The 15,927-nt window shown below is 69.6% G+C and carries 19 protein-coding genes; 9 read left to right on the top strand and 10 right to left on the bottom strand.

Annotated features, from left to right (window positions below; genetic code table 11):
* Window positions 1-41: 41 nt before the first annotated feature.
* From MX571_RS08725 to MX571_RS08705, 5 genes are all read left to right on the top strand, one after another.
* Window positions 42-857 carry a crotonase/enoyl-CoA hydratase family protein gene (locus tag MX571_RS08725; protein WP_247415510.1) on the top strand — a complete coding sequence of 272 codons (816 nt, stop codon included), beginning with the start codon at window positions 42-44 and terminating at the stop codon, window positions 855-857.
* A gap of 43 nt (window positions 858-900) precedes the next feature.
* Complete coding sequence (locus MX571_RS08720) at window positions 901-1,578, top strand: DNA methyltransferase (RefSeq protein WP_247415508.1); 678 nt, start codon at window positions 901-903, stop codon at window positions 1,576-1,578.
* Between the two features lie 67 nt (window positions 1,579-1,645).
* Window positions 1,646-2,089, top strand: coding sequence for a VanZ family protein (locus MX571_RS08715; protein ID WP_247415506.1), 444 nt, complete (start codon window positions 1,646-1,648; stop codon window positions 2,087-2,089).
* 7 nt (window positions 2,090-2,096) lie between these two features.
* On the top strand, window positions 2,097-2,549 hold the full coding sequence (locus MX571_RS08710; RefSeq protein WP_247415504.1) for a VanZ family protein: 453 nt from the start codon (window positions 2,097-2,099) through the stop codon (window positions 2,547-2,549).
* A gap of 55 nt (window positions 2,550-2,604) precedes the next feature.
* Window positions 2,605-3,681 carry an archaeosine biosynthesis radical SAM protein RaSEA gene (locus MX571_RS08705; protein WP_247415502.1) on the top strand — a complete coding sequence of 359 codons (1,077 nt, stop codon included), beginning with the start codon at window positions 2,605-2,607 and terminating at the stop codon, window positions 3,679-3,681.
* A 314-nt stretch (window positions 3,682-3,995) separates the two neighbouring features.
* Here MX571_RS08705 and MX571_RS08700 read toward each other — a convergent pair whose 3' ends face one another.
* Entirely contained in the window at window positions 3,996-5,000 is a 1,005-nt protein-coding gene (locus tag MX571_RS08700) for an AI-2E family transporter (protein WP_247415500.1), read from the bottom strand.
* 235 nt (window positions 5,001-5,235) lie between these two features.
* On the opposite strand from MX571_RS08700, the gene MX571_RS08695 reads away from it, so the two are divergent.
* Complete coding sequence (locus tag MX571_RS08695) at window positions 5,236-5,910, top strand: class I SAM-dependent methyltransferase (RefSeq protein ID WP_247415498.1); 675 nt, start codon at window positions 5,236-5,238, stop codon at window positions 5,908-5,910.
* Window position 5,911: 1 nt separating this feature from the next.
* Here MX571_RS08695 and MX571_RS08690 read toward each other — a convergent pair whose 3' ends face one another.
* The 4 genes from MX571_RS08690 to arcS form a co-directional block, all read right to left on the bottom strand.
* Window positions 5,912-6,535, bottom strand: coding sequence for an SIMPL domain-containing protein (locus tag MX571_RS08690; RefSeq protein ID WP_247415496.1), 624 nt, complete (start codon window positions 6,533-6,535; stop codon window positions 5,912-5,914).
* A gap of 42 nt (window positions 6,536-6,577) precedes the next feature.
* Window positions 6,578-6,946: a DUF8048 family protein gene (locus MX571_RS08685; RefSeq protein ID WP_247415494.1), complete on the bottom strand. Its 369-nt coding sequence runs from the start codon at window positions 6,944-6,946 to the stop codon at window positions 6,578-6,580.
* 228 nt (window positions 6,947-7,174) lie between these two features.
* Window positions 7,175-7,957, bottom strand: a complete 783-nt coding sequence (locus MX571_RS08680) for a TMEM165/GDT1 family protein (protein WP_247415493.1) — start codon at window positions 7,955-7,957, stop codon at window positions 7,175-7,177.
* 136 nt (window positions 7,958-8,093) lie between these two features.
* Complete coding sequence (gene arcS / locus MX571_RS08675) at window positions 8,094-9,866, bottom strand: archaeosine synthase subunit alpha (protein ID WP_247415491.1); 1,773 nt, start codon at window positions 9,864-9,866, stop codon at window positions 8,094-8,096.
* A gap of 293 nt (window positions 9,867-10,159) precedes the next feature.
* Here arcS and MX571_RS08670 point away from each other — a divergent pair, with 293 nt between their 5' ends.
* Window positions 10,160-10,453 carry a hypothetical protein gene (locus MX571_RS08670; RefSeq protein WP_247415489.1) on the top strand — a complete coding sequence of 98 codons (294 nt, stop codon included), beginning with the start codon at window positions 10,160-10,162 and terminating at the stop codon, window positions 10,451-10,453.
* 157 nt (window positions 10,454-10,610) lie between these two features.
* On the opposite strand, the gene MX571_RS08665 is transcribed toward MX571_RS08670, so the two are convergent.
* The 4 genes from MX571_RS08665 to tgtA all read right to left on the bottom strand — a co-directional run bounded on the left by MX571_RS08665 (window position 10,611) and on the right by tgtA (window position 13,696).
* Entirely contained in the window at window positions 10,611-11,657 is a 1,047-nt protein-coding gene (locus MX571_RS08665) for a DUF7544 domain-containing protein (protein ID WP_247415487.1), read from the bottom strand.
* A gap of 47 nt (window positions 11,658-11,704) precedes the next feature.
* Window positions 11,705-11,878 carry a hypothetical protein gene (locus tag MX571_RS08660; RefSeq protein ID WP_247415485.1) on the bottom strand — a complete coding sequence of 58 codons (174 nt, stop codon included), beginning with the start codon at window positions 11,876-11,878 and terminating at the stop codon, window positions 11,705-11,707.
* A gap of 115 nt (window positions 11,879-11,993) precedes the next feature.
* On the bottom strand, window positions 11,994-12,173 hold the full coding sequence (locus MX571_RS08655; protein WP_247415483.1) for a hypothetical protein: 180 nt from the start codon (window positions 12,171-12,173) through the stop codon (window positions 11,994-11,996).
* 50 nt (window positions 12,174-12,223) lie between these two features.
* Window positions 12,224-13,696, bottom strand: coding sequence for a tRNA guanosine(15) transglycosylase TgtA (gene tgtA, locus MX571_RS08650; protein ID WP_247415481.1), 1,473 nt, complete (start codon window positions 13,694-13,696; stop codon window positions 12,224-12,226).
* Between the two features lie 148 nt (window positions 13,697-13,844).
* On the opposite strand from tgtA, the gene MX571_RS08645 reads away from it, so the two are divergent.
* Entirely contained in the window at window positions 13,845-14,588 is a 744-nt protein-coding gene (locus MX571_RS08645) for a lipase family alpha/beta hydrolase (RefSeq protein ID WP_247415479.1), read from the top strand.
* 6 nt (window positions 14,589-14,594) lie between these two features.
* Here the strand turns inward: MX571_RS08645 and MX571_RS08640 are convergent, their stop codons facing one another.
* A complete protein-coding gene (locus MX571_RS08640; protein ID WP_247415477.1) occupies window positions 14,595-15,350 on the bottom strand; it encodes a helix-turn-helix transcriptional regulator in 756 nt (251 codons plus the stop codon).
* 132 nt (window positions 15,351-15,482) lie between these two features.
* On the opposite strand from MX571_RS08640, the gene MX571_RS08635 reads away from it, so the two are divergent.
* Window positions 15,483-15,896 (top strand): DUF4870 domain-containing protein, encoded by a 414-nt coding sequence (locus MX571_RS08635; RefSeq protein WP_247415475.1) that lies wholly within the window; start codon window positions 15,483-15,485, stop codon window positions 15,894-15,896.
* Window positions 15,897-15,927: the final 31 nt, after the last annotated feature.

The raw sequence follows: 15,927 nt of genomic DNA, 5'->3' as shown, positions 1-15,927 counted from the left end.
CTCGGCCGAGGCTTCTTCTCGCTCCCCGACGCGGGTGGTCCATGAGCGACTCCGACGAACACCGGGACCGGAGCGACGACCCGACCGACCCCGACGCACCCTTCGACCACGAGACGGTCCGCTACGAGCGTGACGGCGGCGTCGCGGTCGTGACTATCGACCGCCCCGACGCGCGCAACGCGGTCGACGACCGGACCGCACTCGGCCTGCGCGACGCGTGGCGACGGTTCGACGCCGACGAGGCGGCGCTGGTGGGCGTCCTCACGGGCGCTGGCGACGACTTCTGTGCCGGGGCGGACCTGAAGGCGATGGACCTGGAGGACCGCGACGAGGGCTGGCTGGGCTGTTCCCGGATGCGGGTGGAGAAGCCGACCGTCGCGGCCGTCGAGGGCCACGCCGTCGCGGGCGGTCTGGAACTCGCCCTCTGGTGTGACCTGCGGGTCGCCGCCGAGGACGCCACGTTCGGCTGCTTCGAGCGGCGGTTCGGCGTCCCCCTCGTCGACGGCGGCACCCAGCGCCTCCCGCGCATCGTCGGGCGAGGACGGGCGCTCGACATGATTCTGACCGGGCGGGCGGTCGACGCCGAGGAGGCCCACGACTGGGGCCTCGCTGACCGCGTCGTCGACTCCGGCGAGGCGCTGGCGGCGGCCCGCTCACTGGCCGAAGGCATCGCCGAGCATCCCCAGGCGACGGTCCGCACCGACCGCGCGGCGCTGTACGACGGTCTCGGGGAGTCCCTGGAGACCGGACTCAAAGTCGAGGCGTGGCACGGGACGAAGGCGCTCGACGCCGCCGACGAGGGCGCGGCGCGGTTCGCCGGTGGCGAGGGACGCGGCGGAGAGGGCGTCGACCGGTAGTCGGGGGCAGAGGTTTTACCGTCCGCTCCGCCTCTCACGCCCCGTGCAGACGTACCTCCACCTCGCCCACGAGTTCGAGTTCGCGCTCCCGGAGGCGTTCGCGGACGACGCCGACCCCAGAACCCCGGCATCGTACGTCGAACACTTCCTCGGCGAGTTCACCGACCCCGGCGACACCGTCCTCGACCCGTTCGCGGGATTCGGGACGACGCTCCGCGTCGCCGAGCGCATGGACCGCGAGGCCTACGGCGTCGAGTACGACGCCGACCGGGTCGCGTTCGTCCGCGAGGCACTCGACCACCCCGAGCGAGTCGTCCACGGCGACGCACTCGACGCCGAGAGTTACGACGGCTTCCCGCGGGCCGACTGCTGTCTCACCTCGCCGCCGTACATGCTGGCGGTGATGGAGCGCGACCCCCTGACGAACTACGAGGAGCGCGGGCGGGAGTACGACGAGTACCTCGCGGACCTCGGACGTGTCTTCGCCCACGTCGACGGACTGCTCGGAGAGGGCGGCCACGTCCTCGTCGACGTCTCGAACATGACGTTCGAGGGAGCGGTGACGACGCTCGCGTGGGACGTCGCGGAGGTACTCGCCGAGCGGTTCTGGTTCGAGGGAGAGGTGGTCGTCACCTGGGAGGGCGAGGACGAGGACGGCGAGGGGACGTACGGCTACGGCTACGACCACAGCTACTGCCTCGTGTTCGATAAGGAGGGGTGACGAGGACCGAATCGTCGGCCCGCCTCATCGCGGGTAGCGTTATCCTGCAGTATGTCGTGACGAGCGTATGACCAGTTCAGCGAACCGTCGGCGCTATCGCCGCACCGCGCTGGTCGCCGCGGTCGTCTTCGTCACCTCCGTCGTGGAACTCCCCGACCGCGGCCCACCGCCGCGGGACCCGCTGGGTATCGCGGGCGTCGACAAGTGGAGCCACCTGTTCGGGTACGCCGTGCTCGCCCGGTCGTTCGCCGAGGCCGTCGACGCGCAGTCCTGGCGCTCCCTCGCGGCCGTCGCCTGCCTCGTGACCGGCTACGGCGCGGCCCTCGAATGGCTCCAGCACTCGCTGACGGGGCGACTGTACGAACGCGGCGACGTGGCCGCCAACGCGCTGGGAGCGCTGCTCGGCGTGGCGACGTGGCGACTCCACGACGCGACGAGCGACGACGACCCGCGTTGCGACCCTGACGCGAACTGCGTGCGACCGGACACCTTACGCCTCTCGGGGCGCTGACGGCGGTATGGACAGGTCGAGACGGCCGACGACGACGCGACGACGGCGTTACGTGGCGCTCGTCGTGGCCGCCGCCGTCGTCTTCGTCGCGTCGGTGCTGGACCCCGGTACGGTGGGTGCGGGACACCAGACGTCGGGGAGCGGCCCACTCGGCGTCCTGGGCCTCGACAAGTGGGTCCACGCGACGGCGTACGCGACGCTCGCGGTGCTCGGCGCGGCGGCGTTCGTGGGAGCGTCCCCGGACCGGACTCGCGACTGGTGGACGCTGGCGCTCGTGGTCCTCGGCGTCGCGGCGTTCGGCGCGGGCGTCGAGGTGGTGCAGTCGGCGCTCCCCGCACGGTCGTTCGACCTCCTCGACATGGCGGCGAACGCGACGGGCGCGCTGCTCGGGGTCGGGCTGTGGTTGGCACTCGACCGTTCCTCGACGGCAGGAGCCGACGAGCGACCCCACGAGCCGTGACAGAAGAGACGGAGGAGACGAAGGCGCTTTACCCGCCCGTCGGCAAGCCCCGGCAATGAGTACGCCCGACCCCGAGGTCTACGAGGAGGGCCGTGGGATGGACGCCCACAACGCCGTCATGCGCGAGGTGCGCTCGCGCAACGACCGAACGTACGACCCACGGGAGCCGACCCGCGTCTGGCTCGACGAGGACAACACGCCGAACGGCGTGCGCACCTCGCTGACCATCATCCTCAACACCGGCGGCTGTCGCTGGGCGCGCGCCGGCGGCTGTACGATGTGTGGCTACGTCGCGGAGTCCGTCGACGGTGGCACCGTCGCCCACGAGGACCTGATGGCGCAGGTCCAGTACTGCCTCGACCACGAGACCGAGCGGAGCGACGAACCCGCAGAGCTCATCAAGATATACACCTCCGGCAGTTTCCTCGACGAGCGCGAGGTGCCAGCCGAGACGCGCGACGCCGTCGCCGAGACGTTCGCCGACCGCGAGCGCATGGTGCTCGAATCGCTCCCCGACTTCGTCGAGCGCGAGCGTCTCGCGGACTTCACCGACCGCGGCATCGAGACGGACGTCGCCATCGGACTGGAGACGGCCACCGACCGCGTGCGCCACGACTGCGTGAACAAGTACTTCGACTTCGCCGACTTCGAGGACGCCTGCGCGGAGGCCGAAGCCGCCGACGCCGGCGTGAAGGCGTACCTCCTGATGAAGCCGCCGTTCCTCACCGAGGCCGAGGCCGTCGAGGACATGAAACGCTCCGTGCGCCGCTGTGCGGCGGTCGACGGCTGTCACACCGTCTCGATGAACCCGACCAACGTCCAGTCGTACACGATGGTCGAGGAGCTGTACCACTCGGGGGGCTACCGACCGCCGTGGCTCTGGTCGGTCTGCGAGGTGCTCGAATCGACCGCCGACGCGGACGCCATCGTCGTCTCGGACCCCGTCGGTCACGGCTCCGACCGCGGCCCGCACAACTGCGGCGACTGCGACGACCGCGTACAACGAGCGATCAAGGACTTCGACCTCCGGCAGGACCCGAGCGTGTTCGAGCAGGTCACCTGCGACTGCGAGACGACGTGGAACGCCGTCGTCGAGCGCGAGAAGAGCTTCGGGATGCCGCTGGCGCGCTGACGGTCTGGTAGGTACCTTTCCTGCGGTAAGGTGAGACCTTATTAGGGTGGAGGTAGTTGGTTTACTCGACGCTTCGTCTGGAGGGCCGAAGCGTCAGCGGGGACCAATTTCAGATTGCAGGCCTGGACGGACGTTTTCTGTCCGTCCGGGCTTGCGCTCTGTTCCGCATACGAACTCACGAGTCGCGGGCTTCTTCGACGGATACTCTCGCCACGTCGAGAGCGCGGGCTACGGATACGGGACGACGACCGAGCCACTGCTTCGACACGGCCATCCGGCGCGTCGCACGTCGCTATCGGACGCGCTCGACCCGGTCAGCCCATCTCGAAGTGGTCGCGGAACACGTCGACGCTGGTCTTGAACACGCCGAGGACGACCGGCCCGAAGAACAGTCCCATCGGACCGAACGCGACGGCCGCGCCGATGACGCCGACGAGGATGACCGCCGGGTGGAGCGAGGCGGCGTGGCGGTCCACCAGGAACGCCCGGAGGTAGTCGTCGGTGATGGCGACGACGGTGAGGCCGTAGACGACGACGAACCCCGCCCCGAGAGCGTTCCCCTGGACGACGAGGTAGAGTATCCCCCCGCCGAGCACCGGCGCGACCCCGACGACGGGAATCAGCGCGAGGAACATCATCACCAGCGTCCAGAGCACCGCGTTCGGGACGCCGACGACGAACAGGCCGACACCGGCGACGAACCCCTGGACAGCAGCGACGAGGACGTGGCCCTTCAGGACGGCCCACGTCATCTGGTCGGTGGCCTCGGCCAGTTCCTCGGCGACGGGGTCCGGGAGCGGGACGACGCTGCGGACCCACGAGACGAGCGCCGCGCCGTCCTTCAGCAGGTAGTACTCGACGAACAGCAGGAGCAACACGCCGAGCGTGGCGTGGACGCCGCCCCTGACCAGTCCCGGCGCGGCGCTGGCGAGGTAGCCGGGGAGGCTCCCGGCGATCGAGCGAAGCCGCGAGCGCAACTGGACCTGGACGCCGAACTGCTGGCGGAGCACCTGCTCGACCGACTCCAGACCGGGCAGCGCCTGGTTCCCGTCGGCGAGCGCCGCCACGTCGCCCGCCACGACGGCCGCGAACGCGGCGATGGGCACCACGACGGCCAGCACCGTTCCCGAGACGAGGACGCCGGCCGAGACCGGTGAGGAGAGCTGGTCGGACAGTCGCCGGTGGACGGGGAAGAGGACGAACGCGAGCAACACGGCCGCGAGGAGGAAGGAGAGGAACGGCTGGACGATACTGAACGCGAGGAGGCCGAGGACGACGACGAACGCCGCCGAGAAGGCGACGCGCGGGTTCAGGCTCATCGACGGTCGGACTGCCGGGTGGGCGGTTCGGCGTCCGGCGAGGTGTGTGGAGCGGTGAGTGGTCGAGGCAAGAGGGGAGAGCCTACTCGGCCGCTCCGCAAAAGCCCGCGGCCGGGAGGTGCAGGCCAGTACGTCGTCGTGAACGCGGGGCAGACGGCGAGCGTGTCGGACGGCGTGAGTGTGTTCGCACCCGGTCGGGGACGGGTTGAAGCGACCGGGCGAGAAAGAGGGAGTTATGAGCGACACCGCCCCGGACGGAGCGCGGGACCGACCCGCGAAGTCGCCCGACGAACTGCAGTTCATCTACGCGGACGCCGTCGAGACGTTCGAGCGGTTCGAGGCGCTCGAACGGCGACTGGTCGGTCGCTACCGTCAGCGCCTGTTCTCGCGTGCGCAGGGGACGGTACTGGACGTCGCCTGCGGGACCGGGTCGAACTTCCGGCACGTCCCCGAGGGCTGTTCGCTCGTCGGCGTCGACCTCTCCGCGGCGATGCTCGACGGCGCGCGGCGCGAGGCCGACTCGCTCGGACGGGATATCACGCTCGCGCACGCCGACGCCCAGCGTCTCCCGTTCGACGACGACGCGTTCGACACCGTCGTCTCCGCGCTCTCGACGTGCACCTTCCCGGACCCGGTCGCCGCGCTCCGCGAGATGGCGCGGGTCTGTCGCCCGTCGGGTCGCGTGCTGCTGTTCGAGCACGGCCGTTCCAGCGCCCGCCCGCTAGCGTGGGGCCAGGACCGCCTCGCACCGCGGCACTTCGAGCAGATGGGCTGCCGGTGGAACCAGGACCCGGAGGCCGTCGTCCGCGAGGCGGGACTGGAGATTCGGCGTTCGGAACGTCACCTCGCCGGCGTGTTCTCCAGCATCGTCGCGGAATCGACGGTCGAGACGGACGCCGAGCGAACGTGAGTTACTCCAGCGCGTAGGTGACGGTCACGGTCACCGTCGTCTCGACGGGACCGGGCCGTGGCCCGACCCTCGTCGTCCCCGACTCCTGTGCGGCCTCGACCGTCCGTACCTCGGTGGCCGACGCGTCACCGGCAGTCACCGACTGGACCGCACCGACCGACCGCACTTCTGCGGCGGCGAGCGTCGCGGCTCGGTCGCGGGCGAGTGCCATCGCGTCCGTCAGCGCCGCCGACTTCGCCTCGCGTTCCGTCGCCTCCCGGAGCGTGTACGACAGCGAGGAGAGGCCCGCTTCCGCGTCGTCGATACAGTCCGCCAGCAGGTCGCCGACGTCGTCGAGGTCGGCCGACTCCACGTGAACGTGGTGCGTGACGACGTAGTCGCCCTCGACCGGCGGCCGCTGCGTGTGGTCGCGCTCCCGCGAGACGCGGTAGTTGGTGGTGTTCGTCGCCTCCTCCGGAACCTGATGGTCGGCCAGCGTCTCGAACAGCACCTCGGACCGTCGGTCGGTCGCCGCGCGCGCCGTCCCGACGTCCGGGTCGGTCGACCGGACGCGGAGGTCGACGCTCGCCAGGTCGGGCGCGCGTTCGTCGCGCCCGTCGACGGTGACCGTCACAGTGTCGCTCATGGTCCACGTTCGACGAACGGCGAGAAAAACGTTGACGCGGTGTCACCCGACCCCGGCGCTTCCGACGACGACGCACTCGCGGATCTCCAGCGCAGTCTCGAACTCCTCGCGGCGCTCGGTCTCGACGCCGAGTCGACGGAGGTGTTCGGCGTGTGCTCGCTCGACCGCCTCACGCTCGCCCGGTTCGAGCCTGCACTCCTCGCCGAGCGTCTCCCAGTGGCCCGACTCGACGAGGAACACGCACGCCTCGTCGTTCTCGTCGACCAGTTCGTAGCGCCGCCGGTAGTCGTCGAGGCGCGGCCCGAGGTGCTCCTGGACGTGTTCGACGAGGTCCGGGAGCAACTGCGGACCGACGCCTCCTTTCGCCGCCGCGAGGAGCAACGCGGGACCGGCGATGGGGTCGCCGTTCATCGAACCGCTCGCGTCCCCGTTCGCGCGACGTCGGCGCGTTCGTCCGGCGCTCCCGCGTCGCTGCCGTGCGACCGTGCGCAGACGGCAGACAGAGAGACCTCCAGTGGACCGTGCCCCATGGTCGCCGACGACGCGCCGTCGGGTCAAAAGGTTCTCTCTACTCCGCCTGCCACACACCACCTGAACGGACCGGTCGCGCTCGTCCGCGACCCGGCCACGCTGGCTCGGTCAGTCGCGGCGTGCGCGAACGCCCCACCCGACGACGCCGACGAGAACGGCGAGGAGGACGACGACCAGGCCAAGTTCGGGGAGCACGCCGAAGACGAACAGACCGAACGCGACGAAGACGACGGCCGCACCGGCCTCGATGGCCGCCGTCGGGAGGTACGCCTCGACGTGTTCGCCGATGACGGCGTCGACACCCGTTCGCAGGGCGAGCGCGCTTACGACGCCGACGAACACAGAGAGCGGTGCGTTCGGGAACGTGACGGCGAGGTTGATGGTGAGCAACTGGGTCTTGTCGCCGAACTCGGCGACGCCGACGAGGACGAAACTCGCCAGCAGGCCGCCGTACGTACCGACGCGTGCGAGCACCGGGTCGGGTAGCACGCGACCACTGAGACCGCTCGCGATGCCGCCGTCGGTCCGCGAGGGGTTCGTCGACCGGTCGACGCGAACCCTGTCGAACGCGCTCCTGGCGGTCCACGCACCGAAGAGGACGAACAGCGCGCCCGTCAGCGGCCCCATCACGCCCGCGGGAATCGCGCCGAGCAGCGCCTGCCCGAAGGCGACTTCGAGCGCGCTCCACGCGCAGAACGCCCCCATCGCGCCGAGGAAGACGCGCTTCGCGTCGTAGCGGGAGGCGAGCGTCACGACGACGAGTTGTCCCTTGTCACCGAACGTCCCGAGCATGTTGACGAGGAACGAGGCGAGCAGTGGTCCGTAGTCGGCGTACTCGCGGATCAACGACTGGAGACCCGACGACTGGGCGAGGGCGACGGTCGTCGTCATCTCGGCTCACCCGGTGCGGTCGCTCGTCGCATTCGGCACGGTGTAGGATTAGACGACACTAAAGACTGACTTTGTCGGCACCCGGTTCGGGGACTCGTCGCCGAGACGTGCGTCGGCCGGCCGACGCGTCGTGCCGCTACAGTTCCTCGACGTGTCGGACGTCGACGGCGATACCCCGCGTCGAGCGCGCCATCTCGTCGCCGCACATCGACGCCCGGCCGACGGCGAACGCGCGCGGCCCCTCGACGACCACCTCGTCGCCGACGCGGATGTCGTCGTCCGCGTCGAGGACGCCCGGCGCGAGGACGCTCCCCTGCGGGACGAACCCGTCGATGGCGACGGTCTTGGTCGGCACCTCGCTGTCCACCCACCGCCGCGCGCCCGCCAGCGTCAGCGAGAGCGTGCCGTACTGGGGGACCAGCGTCGCCCACTGCTCGCCCTCGCTGCTCACTCGCAGGGAGGGGTAGCGCCCGCCCGTCGAGATGTGGTCGAAGAACGCGTCGCCCGCGGCCTCTGTCGAGGCCGCGCTGTCCCCGAACTGGTAGTCCGCGATCGCCCGAACCGTGTTGTGCTCGCGTTCGCGTTTCATGTACCGCTCCTCGCCAGAGAGCGTGTCCGCGAGCGCCGCCAGTGCCTCGTCGGTCGTCGGGTGGTCCTCGACGGTGAACTCGAACGTCACGTCCGATTCACAGCGCTCGACGGCGCGTTCGACGACGTCGGTGTAGCCACCGGGCGGGAGGTGTGCGACGTGTCGCGGGTAGTCGGTGGCGTCGAGGTAGCGCGCGAGCACCTCGGCGACGAACTCGACCTCCGACTCGCTCCACTGACCGGTGACGACCGAGTCGTAGTGCTGAGCGGGGTAGGTGAGTTCCAGTTCCTGCGGGACGACGCCGATGGGTGACGTCATCGACACCTTGTGCGCGCGGTAGTCGATGGTCTTGTGGAACTGCGCGTGGCTCTGTGAGTCGCCGTACGGCTTCCGGGCGGAACAGGGCACGAGCACGAGCGGTCCGTCGAAGCGGTTGCGGTAGCGCGTCGTCACGCGCTCGGCGAAGCGCTGTATCTCGACGCGGCGCAACGAGTCGTCGCTCGCGGCCAGCAGTTCGTCGCGTCGGGAGATGGGGGTGTGCTCCTCGACGTAGCCGTACTGCTGGTCGAGTCGCCTGAACGTCGCCGTCAGCCACGCCTCGTGTCGGGCCTGCCCCTCGACGTAGTCCCGGAGGCGGCCGTTACGGATGCGCTGGCGGACGCGGGCGAGTTCGGCCGCCAGTGCGTTCACGTTGTGCGCGGCGCAGTCCTCGTGGTCAAACGTCTCGCGGGACTGCTGGCACGCCTCGCAGGCACAGGGCAGTTCGTCGAGGTCCTCCAGGAACGCCTCGCCGTCCGTCGAGAGATAGAACCCCTCCAGACCGCGGACGTACGCCCGGTCGGTGTCGAACAGGTCGACGCCCGTGTAGGCGAGCGTGGCGACGTTGGCCGGGGTGGCGACCCCGGAGCAGTAGAGGGCGGTGTCCGGTGGCACCTCCTCGCGCACGTCGAGGACGGCCTCGACGAACGCCTCGGCGTGGCCGGCGATACCGGACGCCTCCGAGAGGGCGTAGGCGTCCGCGCCGTAGTCCGCGGCGGTGTCCCGCGAGACGACGGCGACGCTCGGGAACTCGACGTCGGGGTAGTCGACGGCGAACGCGTCGGCGACGCGCTCGTCGGTTCCGGCCGGGAACGAGCGGTGCGGGAGGACGGTGAGCCGGGAGTCGTCGCCCTCGACCTGCTCGCGGTCCTCGGGCCACAGGCTGCCCGCGTCGTGGAGCACGTCGTCGACGAGCCCCGGCGTCCGCACCGGGTCCGCGAGGCGCACCTCGCCCAGACGGGCGGGGCCGTCGCGCTCGTGGACCTCGAAGTAGTCGGTCATTGGCTCGGGTCGGTGGTCGAGGGTACAGGGCCTTTCGATGTGTGCCCGGTCGTCGACGCCGGTTCCCGACCACCTGGACGACCAGTTCGGCCCGACGGCAGGCGACCGCCAGCGCCCGGTGACCATCCTGTCATCGGAACAGTCGTTCGTGCTTAGTCCGTCGTATTCGAAAGGTAGAGTGTCCCTCCAACGCGTAACACACCGAAAGTACTCATAGCAGCGACTGAATCGACAGGGTGACGCGAGTGAGGTTCCGGGTCCACGCCCGGTACCTCCCGGTCCCCAGAGAGCACATGACACAGCCAGAGCCATCTACAGTCGACGCCGACGACGAACAGACGACACGCGCCGCAATCACGCGAGGAACGATGGAGTACACCGTGGAAGCGGACGTCACCCTCGTCCACTCGGAGGGGGTCGAAGAGGTCGAACCCTTCCGGGCGACCGTCGAGGCCGACTCGACCGAGGACGCAATCGACGCGTACCGACGTGTCGCTCGCGAGCGACTGGTCGACGCCGGGACGTTCGCCGACATCCAGTGTCCGCCGTTCCCCGGCTACGGCGACTACCGCTTCGTCGAGGAGTGACGAGCAGGTGACGGCCGCGACGCACGGTGTGGAACGAGACCGACGGAGAGCGCCGCGTCCTCGCGCCGACGAGGGGCGCCGGCTCTCGACGAGCGGTCGGTCCGGCGCGTCGTCCCGGCAGCGAGCGAGTCGCGTCGCCCTCCAGTAACCGAACAGTTCAGTCCGCGCCGGTCGGACCGGGTGTCCCTCCCTGTCCCGGTTCGCGGAGCGACCGGCGCGTGTCGGGGATGAGGTCGAAGCGCTCGTCCGCGTCCCCCAGCACCAGCAGCGCGTGGTAGCGCACGTAGGTCTGTATCGGGACCTGTACGAGTCCGACGACGGCGAAGACGAACAGCACGAACGGTATCGCCAGTAGCGCGACGACCACGCCCGTCGCCAGCGTCACGCCGCCAGCGAGGAATCCGATGCCGACGAGCACCGCGAACGCGAGGGCCCCCAGTGCGACGGGGATGGCGATAGCGATACTCGCGGCGATACCCAGCGCGAACAGGACGACCGCGATGACCACGGCGTACACCGCGAACTGCCGCCACTGTGCGCGAATCGTCGGCCAGAGCCGACGCCACGCCGCGAGGACCGTCAGGTCTTCGAGCAGCATCACCGGGACCACGAAGACGGTCGTGAACCCGTTGACGACGGCGAGCGCGACGGCGAACAGGACGAACAGCGGTGCGAGGACGACGAGCGCGACCAGCGGTATCACCGGCGAGGCGTCGACGAGCAACGGACCGACGGTCAGCCCGAAGACGAGGACCGCACCGAGCAGACCGAGCAGCCCCAGCGCGATGCGGAACCCGAACAGCCGCGCCCCCTTCCCGGTGTAGCGACCGAAGAACTCCCGGACCGAGACGCGCTCCGCTCGGAGCGACTGGACGAGGACGAACTCCATCACCGAGCCGACGAACAGGAACGCGAGCGCCAGCAGGAGTGCCACCAGGACGCCGACGACGATGAGCGGGACGAACGGCGCTATCTCTTGCATCGCGGCGTCGAACTCGGCACCGCTGAACTCGCCGTTGGTCCCGCTGTCCGCCCCGCCGCCAGCGCCGCTGAACTGGAAGCCCGACGAGGGCGTGCCCGTCGCGCTGGCGACGAAGAACGTCACGAGTGCGAGTCTGAGCCAGCGCCCCCAGTCGAAGGGGAACAGGAACGCTCGCGTCGCGGCGTACGCGTCGTCGAGGTCGTCGAGTGCGTAGAGCGCCATGCCCGCGGGTAGCCGGTCCCCGCGGTTAGTTAGGAGCGCTCAATCGTTCACCGGTTACGGAGCGTCAGGACGACGGCGACGACCACGCAGACGAGAGCGACAGCCGTGACGACCGGTCCGCCGGTTCCGTCGAACCGCCAGCCGAACAGGGTGTACCCGACGAGACCGACGGCGAACGTCGCCAGACCGACGACCGTACCGAGCGTGGAGGTGGAGGGCATCGTGTAAACTCGACGTTACGAGAACATAGTCCTTGGGTGGTCGTTCGTCGGCGCGAACGAGTGACCGACGCGGACTGGCGCTCCGAGGGACCGGTCTGCGAGCGGGACCGCCCGGTCACGGCTGCCAGTCGTGGATCGTCATCTGCAGGACGAACCAGCAGACGACGAGGAGTCCCGCGACGACCACGTGGACGGTCCCGACCTCGTACCGCCAGCCGAACTGCGTGTACCCGACGAGTCCCGCGGCGGCGGCGAACAGCAGTGCTAGACTCACGAGCGTCGAACGGGAGGGCATCGTGTAAATCGAGTGCGACGACCGTCAAGTACGTTCGGGTCGCCGACGCGCTACTCGCCGAGCGACTCCACGACGACCCGGTCGGGGAGACGGGCGAGGGCGGTGTCGGGCCAGCGCCACTGGGCGACCGTGAACGACGCGTCGGGGTTCGCCTCGACGAGCGAGCGGACGCCGTCGGCGGCCGCCTCGTACGCGTCGGGAGAGCGCCGTTCGGGCAGTTCCGCCGTCAGCGGGTACGAGTCCGAGAGGTGGCGCGGGTACGGGCCGAACGGTGCGGCGAGTCGCCACGTCTCGTCGTAGTCGTCGTTCTTCTCGCCCTCCGAGAGCAGGAGGTTCGCACCCTCGGGAATCGAGAGGCGCGCGAGACGCCGGTGGTGGCGCAGCACCTCGGGCCGGTAGGAACTCTCGGCCGAGACGTGGAAGAAGGCGTCCTTGCCGACCGGGTCGGTGCGCTCCAGTTGCTCGGCGTGGTCGAGCAGCGCCCGGTAGCCGTCGAGCATCGCCGGGTGGCCCCGAGCGCGTACGTCGACGAGTTCGAGCAGGTTGCCGGTCCGGACGGCCTGCTTGACGCGACGCATCTCCTCGAAGGTGACGTGGAGGTTGTGTCGCGCGAGCAGTCGCTCTCGGGTGTCGTCGTCGCACGCGGCGACCTCCTCGGGCGTGTGGTCGGCACAGACCGGGCAGGAACACGGGAAGTACTCCAGATCGGCGAGGTGTTCGGTACCCCGTACTGTCAGGTAGCGGTCGTCGCGGGCGTACAGCGCGTACGCCGCGGAGTCGAACAGGTCACAGCCCATCGCGACGGCGAGCGCGAACATCATCGGGTGGCCCGCGCCGAACAGGTGGACCGGCGCGTCGGTGCCGAGGCCGCGCTTGGCGGCCGCGACGACGTCCACCATGTCGGCGTACCGGTAGCTGTTGAGCATCGGGACGACCGCTCCGACCGGGAACACGTCGAGGTCCGTCCCCGCGGCGTGGCGGCCCGCCTCCTCGCGGAGGTCGGTGTACGTCGAGCCCTGGACGGGCGCGTTGACGAGCATCTCGCCCACGTCGACCGTCTCGGCGAGTTCGAGGCGCTCCTGGGTCGTGGCGAGTTCCTCCTCGGCCTGCTCGCGTGAGGCGTCCGGCGGCGTCGGGATGTCGACGGGCGTCCCGATGTCGCTGCCCACGTCGCGCTGGAACTGGAGAATCTCGCGCGTGTCGGTGTCGATGTCGCCGTACTCCGCGAGCTGGAACGACCCGGAGTCGGTCATGATGGCGCCCGAGAAGTCGTAGAGGTCGTGGAGACCGCGTTCCAGTGCCTCCTCGCGGAGGTCCTCGCTCTGCAGGAGGATGTAGCCGTTCGTGATGAGGATCTGCGCGCCGAACTCGGATTCGAGTTCGTTCGGCGTTATCGTCTCGATGTGAGGGTTGACGACCGGCAGGAGGGCGGGCGTCTCGACGGTGACGCCCGCGCGGGGGACGCGCAACTCGCCGACGCGCCCCGCGCCGTCGAACGTCCGCGCCTCGAAGTGGTCTCGCATACCGACGATTTCCCCAGTGGGTCACTAAGGGTTGCGTTCCGGCGGCCGACAGCGCGTCGCGGCCGGCACCGTCGGCCGGACCGTAATGATAGACCGGCACACACGTGCTACAGACTCTCCGGGCTCGCCGACAGAACCACGAGCCGCAATGAGCCAGCGCACACGACGCGGGGTTCTGCGAGCCGTCGGGGCCGTCGGCGCGAGCGCCATCGGGGCGAACGCCGTCGGGACCGCGACGGCCAGCGGGAGCGCCACGGTGCAGCGACCCGGCCCCGAGCCCGTACTGCTCGTCCACGGCTTCGGCGACACCGGCGAGACGCCGTGGTGGGACGTCGCCAGACACTACTTCGAGGACGTCGGCTACCCCGAGTCGGCGGTCCACTACATCAACCTCGGCGAGGTTCCGGGGACGACGGTGGACTCGCCCGAGGTGTACGCCGAGGCGGTGCAGGCGAAACTCGAGTCGGTGAGCGACGAGCACGGCTCTGCCGTCGACGTCGTCGCCCACTCGATGGGCGGCCTCGACTCGCGGTGGTGCGTCGAGAAGCTCGACGGCGCGCAGTACGTCGACGACCTCGTCACCCTGGGGACGCCACACCGGGGGACGTACGCGGCCTACCTCGCCGAACTCACGCCGGGCGGCCGTGACATGCAGCCCGGCAGCGAGTTCCTCACCGACCTCAACGACGGCCAACTGGCCGAGGGCGTCTCCTACGCCGCGCTGTGGAGCTCCGTCGACGAACTCATCGACCCGAGCTACTACGCGTCGCTCCCCGAACCCGAGCTGTCGTCCGTCGAGTCGGCGCTCAACGAGAACACCGGCTACCAGGAGCACGTCCAGCTCGTCTACGACCGGTCGGTGTTCGACCAGTACTACCCGCTGCTCGACTGAGAACGACTACTCGCCGACGACGATAGTCGCGTCCTCGCGGTAGCGTTCGAACTCCCGTTCCCCCCAGGCGTAGGCGGCCTCGTCGTCGGTGTCGACGAACACCGCCAGCGCGCCCGTCTCCGGGTCGTACCCGCCGAGACCGACGTGGTCGTCGAACAGCGCCAGCCCGCACGGGACGCTGTCGACGACGCGGAGCGTCAGGTTGCCGCTCTGGGCCGCTTCGGTGCTCCGCTCGGGCGACGATTCGACGATGGTCTCGACGACGTGCTCGGGGTAGCAGATGTCCGTCTCCATCCCGCCGACGATGCGCTCGTAGATGGTGTCGACGTTCCCCGGTGCGATGGTGGCCGCGTCGAACCCGCGGAGGCGGTCGGTGGACTCGACTAGCGACATGAACCGGCGCACCGGTCGGTACGGGTCGCCCGGCTTCCGCGTCGTCACCGTCGCGTCCGCGAAGTGTTCGACCGCGACCTCGTAGTCGGTCGTGGCGAGGAACGGACTCAGCCGCGACGCCGCCCGTTCGACCCGCCGAAACCGGTCGAGAGCGGTCGCGACGACGTCCCCCTGTGCGGTCAGTCGGAACTGGCCCTCGACCCGTTCGACCAGACCGAAGTCGCGGAGCGTCCCCGTCGCCCGGAGCACGGTCGGTTTCGACACGTCGAGCCGGCGTTCGAGGTCGCGTCGGTCGAGCGGCCCCTCCCGGAGAGCGACGAGAACCGGGCTCCGTCGAACGAGTTGCACGAGTCGTTCCGCCCCATCCATGGGGAGCGATAGCCTCATACACACTTAACTGTACGTCACCGTACCCGACCGATACACCTCCTGAGACGCGGCACAGCGCCCGTACCCTGGTTCACTCGGAGAGTATAATCGGCCATCTCGGCATGAACTGTCATGGCAGCTCAAGAACGTGCCACCACCGTCGAATCGTCGGAGAGCGGACTCGAACCGAACGTCCTGGGGGCACTCTCGTACGTCCTCTGGCTCCTGACCGGACTCGTCGTCTACCTCCTCGAACCGAACGACGAGTTCGTCCGGTTCCACGCGGCCCAGAGCATGGTGTTCTCCGCCATCGTCATCGGCGTGGGCATCGTGTTCACCGTCATCCAGACGGTCTTCTTCAGCGTCGGCTTCTTCGACCCGGCGGGGTTCATCCTCTGGAGCATCGTCTCGCTCATCATGACGCTCGTCAGTCTCGTGTTCTGGCTCGCCTCGCTCGCGGCGTGGCTCTACCTCGTCGTCCGGGCGTACCAGGGGAAGACGCCCCGGCTCCCCATCGCCGCGCGGTTCGCCGACCGACTCGTCTGACCGCTCACTCCATCACGTCCCGTTCTCGCTC

It is taken from the genome of Halomarina salina, from assembly GCF_023074835.1.
Lineage (GTDB): Archaea > Halobacteriota > Halobacteria > Halobacteriales > Haloarculaceae > Halomarina > Halomarina salina.
Note: the sequence above shows the minus strand (reverse complement) of the source record. Positions and strands in the feature narration are given on the sequence as shown.

Coding starts and splice junctions, on each gene's coding strand:
- tgtA (WP_247415481.1), bottom strand. CDS start 13,696: ATGCGAGACCACTTCGAGGCGCGGACGTTCGACGGCGCGGGGCGCGTC.
- MX571_RS08680 (WP_247415493.1), bottom strand. CDS start 7,957: ATGACGACGACCGTCGCCCTCGCCCAGTCGTCGGGTCTCCAGTCGTTG.
- MX571_RS08670 (WP_247415489.1), top strand. CDS start 10,160: ATGACACAGCCAGAGCCATCTACAGTCGACGCCGACGACGAACAGACG.
- MX571_RS08705 (WP_247415502.1), top strand. CDS start 2,605: ATGAGTACGCCCGACCCCGAGGTCTACGAGGAGGGCCGTGGGATGGAC.
- MX571_RS08635 (WP_247415475.1), top strand. CDS start 15,483: ATGGCAGCTCAAGAACGTGCCACCACCGTCGAATCGTCGGAGAGCGGA.
- MX571_RS08660 (WP_247415485.1), bottom strand. CDS start 11,878: ATGCCCTCCACCTCCACGCTCGGTACGGTCGTCGGTCTGGCGACGTTC.
- MX571_RS08715 (WP_247415506.1), top strand. CDS start 1,646: ATGACCAGTTCAGCGAACCGTCGGCGCTATCGCCGCACCGCGCTGGTC.
- arcS (WP_247415491.1), bottom strand. CDS start 9,866: ATGACCGACTACTTCGAGGTCCACGAGCGCGACGGCCCCGCCCGTCTG.
- MX571_RS08690 (WP_247415496.1), bottom strand. CDS start 6,535: ATGAGCGACACTGTGACGGTCACCGTCGACGGGCGCGACGAACGCGCG.
- MX571_RS08640 (WP_247415477.1), bottom strand. CDS start 15,350: ATGGATGGGGCGGAACGACTCGTGCAACTCGTTCGACGGAGCCCGGTT.
- MX571_RS08725 (WP_247415510.1), top strand. CDS start 42: ATGAGCGACTCCGACGAACACCGGGACCGGAGCGACGACCCGACCGAC.
- MX571_RS08685 (WP_247415494.1), bottom strand. CDS start 6,946: ATGAACGGCGACCCCATCGCCGGTCCCGCGTTGCTCCTCGCGGCGGCG.
- MX571_RS08710 (WP_247415504.1), top strand. CDS start 2,097: ATGGACAGGTCGAGACGGCCGACGACGACGCGACGACGGCGTTACGTG.
- MX571_RS08655 (WP_247415483.1), bottom strand. CDS start 12,173: ATGCCCTCCCGTTCGACGCTCGTGAGTCTAGCACTGCTGTTCGCCGCC.
- MX571_RS08695 (WP_247415498.1), top strand. CDS start 5,236: ATGAGCGACACCGCCCCGGACGGAGCGCGGGACCGACCCGCGAAGTCG.
- MX571_RS08645 (WP_247415479.1), top strand. CDS start 13,845: ATGAGCCAGCGCACACGACGCGGGGTTCTGCGAGCCGTCGGGGCCGTC.
- MX571_RS08700 (WP_247415500.1), bottom strand. CDS start 5,000: ATGAGCCTGAACCCGCGCGTCGCCTTCTCGGCGGCGTTCGTCGTCGTC.
- MX571_RS08665 (WP_247415487.1), bottom strand. CDS start 11,657: ATGGCGCTCTACGCACTCGACGACCTCGACGACGCGTACGCCGCGACG.